This window comes from Falsiroseomonas oryziterrae (assembly GCF_021864505.1).
Taxonomy (GTDB): Bacteria; Pseudomonadota; Alphaproteobacteria; order Acetobacterales; family Acetobacteraceae; genus Falsiroseomonas; species Falsiroseomonas oryziterrae.
Genome location: NZ_JAKJIB010000270.1, coordinates 1 through 5,938, shown reverse-complemented (window position 1 = coordinate 5,938; position 5,938 = coordinate 1). Strand labels below are relative to the sequence as shown.

Here is a 5,938-nt window from a genome sequence, read left to right as displayed (position 1 = left end):
GCAACCGACGCGCAAGCGCGACATGCCTGAGGCGCGCAAGCGTCACGCCGGAGGCGTGCCTGCCGCACGACGCGCGCGGACGCGCGCGCCGGCGCCTGAGGCACTAATAGATATCCGGCTCCGGCGTCGGCGCGCCGGCTTCGAGGATGCGCAGGTCGCAGCCCTCGTCGGCCTGGGTGACCTGGTCCAGGTAGAGCGAGGTCCAGCCGCGCGCGTAGCGCCGCGCGGGCGGCGTCCAGGCGCTCCTGCGCCGCTCCAGTTCGGCCTCCTCCACCAGCAGGTCGAGCCGGCGGTTCGGCACGTCGAGCCGGATCAGGTCGCCGTCGCGCACCAGCGCGAGCGGCCCGCCGACATGGCTCTCCGGCGCGACATGCAGGATGCAGGTGCCGTAGCTGGTCCCCGACATGCGCGCATCCGACAGCCGCACCATGTCGCGCACGCCCTGCTTCAGCAGCTTCTGCGGGATCGGCATCATGCCCCATTCCGGCATGCCGGGCCCGCCCTGCGGGCCCGAGGATTTGAGCACGAGCACGCTGTCGGCCGTGACCGGCAGGTCGGGATCGTCGAGCCGCTTCTTCAGGTCGGCATAGTTCTCGAACACCACGGCCGGGCCGGTATGGGCGAGAAGCCGCGGATCGGCCGCGCTGGTCTTGATCACCGCGCCCTTCGGCGCGAGCGAGCCCTTGAGCACCGCCAGCCCGCCTTCCGCCTGCAGCGGCCGGTCGAGCGGACGGATCACATCCTCGTCGAAGACCTCGGCGTCGGCGATGTCCTCGCCCAGCGTGCGGCCGGTCACGGTGCGCGCCGCGAGGTCGAGATGCGGCGAGAGCCGCTTGAGGAAGGCGCGGCTGCCGCCCGCGTAGAAGAAGTCCTCCATCAGATGCGTGTCGCCGTTCGGCCGGAGATTGGCGATCAGCGGCACGCGGCGGCTGATCGCGTCGAACCGCTCGAGGTCGAGCTCCAGCCCGGCGCGGCGCGCCATGGCGATGATGTGGATGATGGCGTTGGTGGAGCCGCCGAAGGCCATGGTCGCGGCGACCGCATTGTCCACGCTGGCCTGGGTCAGCATCGTGGCGGGCGTCAGGTCCTCCCACACCATCTCGACGATGCGCTTGCCGGATTCGGTCGCCATGCGCGGGTGGTTGGCGTCGGCGGCGGGAATGGCGGAGGCGCCGGGCAGCGTCAGCCCCATCGCCTCGCAGGCCAGCATCATGGTCGCGGCGGTGCCGGCGGTCATGCAGGTGCCGAACGACCGCGCGATGCCGCCTTCCATGTCCTTCCACTGCGCCGGCGTGATGGTCCCGGCGCGCAGCTCCGCATGGTACTTCCAGGCATCCGACCCCGACCCCAGCGTCTTGCCGCGCCAATTGCCGCGCAGCATCGGGCCGGCGGGGACGAAGATGAAGGGCAGCCCGGCGGAGAGCGCGCCCATCACCAGGCCAGGCGGCGTCTTGTCGCAGCCGCCGAGCAGGATCAGCCCGTCGCAGGGCTGCGACCGCGCCAGCTCCTCCGTCTCCATCGCGAGGAGGTTCCGGTAGAGCATGCTGGACGGCTTCATGTACTGCTCGGTCACCGGATGCGCCGGCAGTTCCACGGGGAAGCCGCCCGCCTGCCAGACGCCGCGCTTCACCTCCTCGGCGCGGGTGCGGAAGTGGAAATGGCACGGCGACAGCTCGGACCAGGTGTTGACGATGCCGATCACCGGCTTGCCGCGGAAATCGCTCTCGGCGAAGCCCATCTGGAGCATGCGCGAGCGGTGGCCGAAGGCGCGGAGATCTTCCACGCCGTACCAGCGGTGGCTGCGGAGCTGTTCGGGCGTCTTGCGCGCCATGTCGGCCTTCCTCGTCCTCGAAGGGGGCGGAGCCTGCCACCGCCGCGCCGGGCGGACCAGGGGCCCGGCTTGACCATGCCGCGCGCCCCACGCAGCGTCGGCGCCGGATGACCGACCCTGCCACGCCCGCCGTCGCGCCGCGCCGCAAGCTGCGGGCGCTGTTCGTGCACCAGAACTTCCCGGGCCAATACGCCCATCTCGCCCCTGCCCTGGCGCAGCATCCGGACGTCGAGGTCTGGGGCGCCGGGGAGAAGGAAGGCTATGCGGTGCCCGGCATCCGCTACGTCGCCTATGGCGCGCCGCGCGGGCCGGGCGAGCACACGCACCGCTACATCCGCGGGCTCGAGGCGCATATCCGCCGCGGCCAGCTGCTCGCGAACCGGCTCGTGCAGCTGCGCGACAGCGAGGGCTTCCGGCCCGACGTGATCGTCTGCCACCCCGGCTGGGGCGAGGGCCTCTACCTGAAGGACGTCTTGCCGCAGGCGCGCACGCTCTACTACTGGGAGTTCTACTACAACGCCTTCGGCCAGGACCTCGGCTTCGACCCGTCGCGCGCCGTCAGCCTGGACGACGCCGCGCGGGCGCGCACGCTGAACGCGACGCAGCTGATCGCGCTGCAGACCGCCGACTGGGGCGTGAGCCCGACGCGCTGGCAGAAGAGCCGGTACCCTGACTGGGCGCAGCGGAGGATCACCGTCCTGCACGAGGGCGTGGACACCACGCGCTGCGCGCCGCGCGCCGATGCGGTCTTTCGCACGCCGGAAGGGCGCGAGTTCCGGCGCGGCGACCCGGTGATCTCCTACGTCGCGCGCAACCTCGAGCCCTATCGCGGCTTCCCGTCCTTCATGCGGGCGCTCGCGCTGCTGCAGGCAGAGCGGCCCGACCTGCACGCCGTGGTCGTCGGCGGCAACGAGGTGTCCTACGGCAGCAAGCCGGAGGGCGCGGAGAGCTGGAAGGAGCGCATGCTGGGCGACCTCGCCGGCCGGCTCGACCTGTCGCGCATCCACTTCACCGGCCGCGTTGCCTACGACGCGCTGCATGACCTGTTCCGCGTCACGCGCGCGCATCTCTACCTGACCTATCCCTTCGTGCTGTCCTGGTCGATGCTGGAGGCGATGGCCTGCGGCGCGCTGGTCATCGGCTCCGCCACGCCGCCGGTGGAAGAGGTGATCGAGCACGGCGTGAACGGCCTGCTCGTGCCCTTCTTCGAACCCGAGCGGATCGCCGAGGCGGTGCTGCGCGTGCTGGCCGACGAGGCCGGGCACGCGCATCTGGCCGAGGCCGGGCGTCGCAGCGTGGTGGAGCGCTACGACCTGCGACAGGTGTGCCTGCCGCGCCAGCTCGCGCTGGTCCAGCACCTCGCCGCAGGGCGCCTGCCAACGACCGCGGACGGAGACGCCGATGCCTGACCCGCGCATCGCGATCGTCGGCGCCGGGCCGGTCGGGCTCGTCCTCGCGCTGCGGCTCGCGACCCTCGGCGTGCCGAGCACCGTGCTGGAAGCCGAGGCCGACATCTCGGAGGAGCTGCGCGCCTCCACCTTCCATCCGCCGACGCTCGACATGCTGGACGGCTTCGGCCTCGCCGCGCCGCTGATCGCGCAGGGCCTCGTCACGCCGACCTGGCAGGTGCGCCGGCACGAAGACGGCGCGCGCGCCGTCTTCGACCTCGCGGTCCTGAAGGACGACACCTCGCATCCCTATCGGCTGCAGGCCGAGCAGTGGAAGCTCTCGCGCCTGCTGCTCGCGAAGCTCCGGGCGGACCATGCCGATGCGGTCGAACTGCGGTTCGGCGCGCGCGTCGAGGAGGTGTCGCAGGACGCCGACGGCGTCACGCTGCGCGGCGCCGGCTTCGATCCGCTCCGCGCCCCCTACGCCATCGGCTGCGACGGCGCGCGCAGCGCGGTGCGCCGCGCCATGGGCCTCGACTTCCCCGGCGACACCTATCCCGAGACGACGATCCTCGCGACGACGCGCTTCGACTTCGCCGCCGTGTTCGAAGGGCTGTCGAACGTCAACTACGTCTGGACGCAGCACCCCGCCTTCAGCGGCACCTTCAGCCTGCTGCGCGTCCCCGGCCTCTGGCGCGCGAGCCTCTACCCGGCGCCGGGCGAGAGCGTGGAGGAGGCGCTGCGGCCGGAGGCGATCGAGCGCAAGCTGCAGGCGATCCACCCGAAGGGAACGCCCTACGAGGTGCCGGATCTCCGCCCCTACCGGATCCACCAGCGAATCGTGGAGACCTATGACCGCGGGCGTCTGCTGCTGGCGGGCGACGCGGCGCATCTCAACAGCCCGTCGGGCGGCATGGGGATGAATGGCGGCATCCACGACGCGATGGAACTCGCCGCAACCCTCGCGCCGGTCTGGCGCGGCGAGGCGGAGCCCACGTTGCTCGGCCGCTACACGCGCCGGCGCCGCCCGGTGGCCGAGCGCGAGATCATCGCCCAGGCCGACCGCAACCGCGCGCGCATGCGCGAATCCGATCCGGCGCGGCGGGCCGGGATGCTGGCCGATCTGCAGCGGATCGCGGACGATCCGGCGCAGGCCCGCGAGCACCTGCTCCGCTCCTCCATGATCAGCGGCCTGCGCGTGGCCGCCGCGGTGTCCTGAGGCCCCTTCATCCCTCTGTCATAAAAGGGTAAGAGTGGCGCAACGCGGCCCCGATACCAGCCCGCGGCCACCGCTCACGGGGAGAGGACAAAGCTCATGTTTCGCCGAACGCTCATGGCCGGCGCCGTCGCGCTTGGCCTCGCGGGGGTCGCCCCCGCCCAGGCCCAACAGCCGATCGAGATCCAGTTCTGGCACGGCCTGACGCAGCCGCTCGGCGGCATGCTCGAGGGCTATGCGAACGAGTTCAACCAGAGCCAGAACCGCTTCCGCGTGGTGGCGAGCTTCCGCGGCTCCTACCCCGAGACGATGGTGGCCGCGATCGCGGCCTTCCGCGCCGGCCAGGCGCCGCACATCGTGCAGATGTTCGAGGTCGGCACGGGCACGATGATGGCCGCGGGCCGCGCCATCAAGCCGGTGCACGAGCTGCTGCGCGAGACGAACATCGAGATTCCGTTCAACGACTACCTGCCCGCGGTGCGCGGCTACTACAGCCTCGCCGACGGGCGGATGATGTCGATGCCGTTCAACAGCTCGACGGCCGTGGTGTTCTACAACAAGGACGCCTTCCGCCGCGCCAATCTCAACCCCGACCAGTTCCCGGAGACCTGGGAAGGCGTGGAGCAGGCCGCGCGCGCGCTGCGCCAGGCCGGCGTGACCTGCCCGATGACGACGGCCTGGCCGACCTGGACGCAGGTCGAGCAGTTCAGCGCCATCCACAACATCCCGCTCGCGACGCAGGGCAACGGCTTCGGCGGGCTGAACGCGGAGCTCCGCATCAACAACCCCACCATGGTCCGCCACATGACGAACCTGGTGAACTGGCAGCGCGACGGGCTGTTCCGCTACGGCGGCCGCGACGGCGCGGCGGATGCGCTGTTCCCGTCGGGCGAATGCGCGATCATCTTCGCCTCCTCCGGCCTGCGCGCGCGCATCCAGCGCGAGGCGCAGTTCCAGTGGGGTGTGGCGATGCTGCCCTACTACCAGGGCACGACGCCGCTGAACGGCATCATCGGTGGTGCGAGCTTCTGGGCGATGAACCGCGGCCCGAACGCGCAGCGCAGCGCGGATGAGTTCCGCGGCGTGGCGGAGTTCTTCCAGTTCCTCAGCCGGCCGGAGATCGTGCGCCGCTGGCACGTCGACACCGGCTTCCTGCCCGTGCGCCAGTCCGTCTTCCAGGAGGTCGAGCGGTCGGGCTTCTACACGCAGAACCCGGGCGCCGACATCCCGATCCGCCAGCTGCTGCGCGGCGGCGGGAGCATGACGGAGAACTCGATGGGCATCCGCCTCGGCGGCTTGGTCGAGATCCGCACCATCATCCAGGAGGAGATGGAGCGCGCCTTCCAGGGCCAGCAGACGGCCGAGCAGGCGATGAACAACGCGGTCAACCGCGGCAACCAGGTGCTCCGCAACTTCGAGCGGCAGAACCGGGGAGGTTGAGCAACCCCCCGCGCGGCACCTGTGCCGCGCGGGCCGGGGGGGCTAAGGGGGGCTGGAACGGCC

Annotated in this window: 4 protein-coding genes; 3 read left to right on the top strand and 1 reads right to left on the bottom strand. The window is 71.4% G+C overall.

Translation table 11 applies throughout. From position 1 onward, the window contains the following. Nucleotides 1-103 precede the first annotated feature (103 nt). Nucleotides 104-1,831, bottom strand: coding sequence for an L-arabinonate dehydratase (gene araD, locus L2I40_RS17795; RefSeq protein WP_237216535.1), 1,728 nt, complete (start codon nt 1,829-1,831; stop codon nt 104-106). 107 nt (nt 1,832-1,938) lie between these two features. Between araD and L2I40_RS17790 the strand changes: the two genes are divergently transcribed. The 3 genes from L2I40_RS17790 to ugpB all read left to right on the top strand — a co-directional run bounded on the left by L2I40_RS17790 (nt 1,939) and on the right by ugpB (nt 5,875). Beyond that, on the top strand, nt 1,939-3,240 hold the full coding sequence (locus L2I40_RS17790; protein ID WP_237216534.1) for a glycosyltransferase family 4 protein: 1,302 nt from the start codon (nt 1,939-1,941) through the stop codon (nt 3,238-3,240). After that, the gene (locus tag L2I40_RS17785) at nt 3,233-4,438 is read left to right on the top strand and encodes an FAD-dependent oxidoreductase (RefSeq protein WP_237216533.1); all 1,206 of its coding nucleotides are present in this window, start codon (nt 3,233-3,235) and stop codon (nt 4,436-4,438) included. The genes L2I40_RS17790 and L2I40_RS17785 overlap by 8 nt, the downstream gene beginning before the upstream one ends. Nucleotides 4,439-4,534: 96 nt before the next feature. Then, on the top strand, nt 4,535-5,875 hold the full coding sequence (gene ugpB / locus L2I40_RS17780; protein WP_237216532.1) for a sn-glycerol-3-phosphate ABC transporter substrate-binding protein UgpB: 1,341 nt from the start codon (nt 4,535-4,537) through the stop codon (nt 5,873-5,875). Nucleotides 5,876-5,938: the final 63 nt, after the last annotated feature.

What these genes read in the sequence shown, in the direction of transcription:
- araD (WP_237216535.1), bottom strand. Translation starts at nt 1,831, where the DNA reads ATGGCGCGCAAGACGCCCGAACAGCTCCGCAGCCACCGCTGGTACGGC.
- L2I40_RS17790 (WP_237216534.1), top strand. Translation starts at nt 1,939, where the DNA reads ATGACCGACCCTGCCACGCCCGCCGTCGCGCCGCGCCGCAAGCTGCGG.
- ugpB (WP_237216532.1), top strand. Translation starts at nt 4,535, where the DNA reads ATGTTTCGCCGAACGCTCATGGCCGGCGCCGTCGCGCTTGGCCTCGCG.
- L2I40_RS17785 (WP_237216533.1), top strand. Translation starts at nt 3,233, where the DNA reads ATGCCTGACCCGCGCATCGCGATCGTCGGCGCCGGGCCGGTCGGGCTC.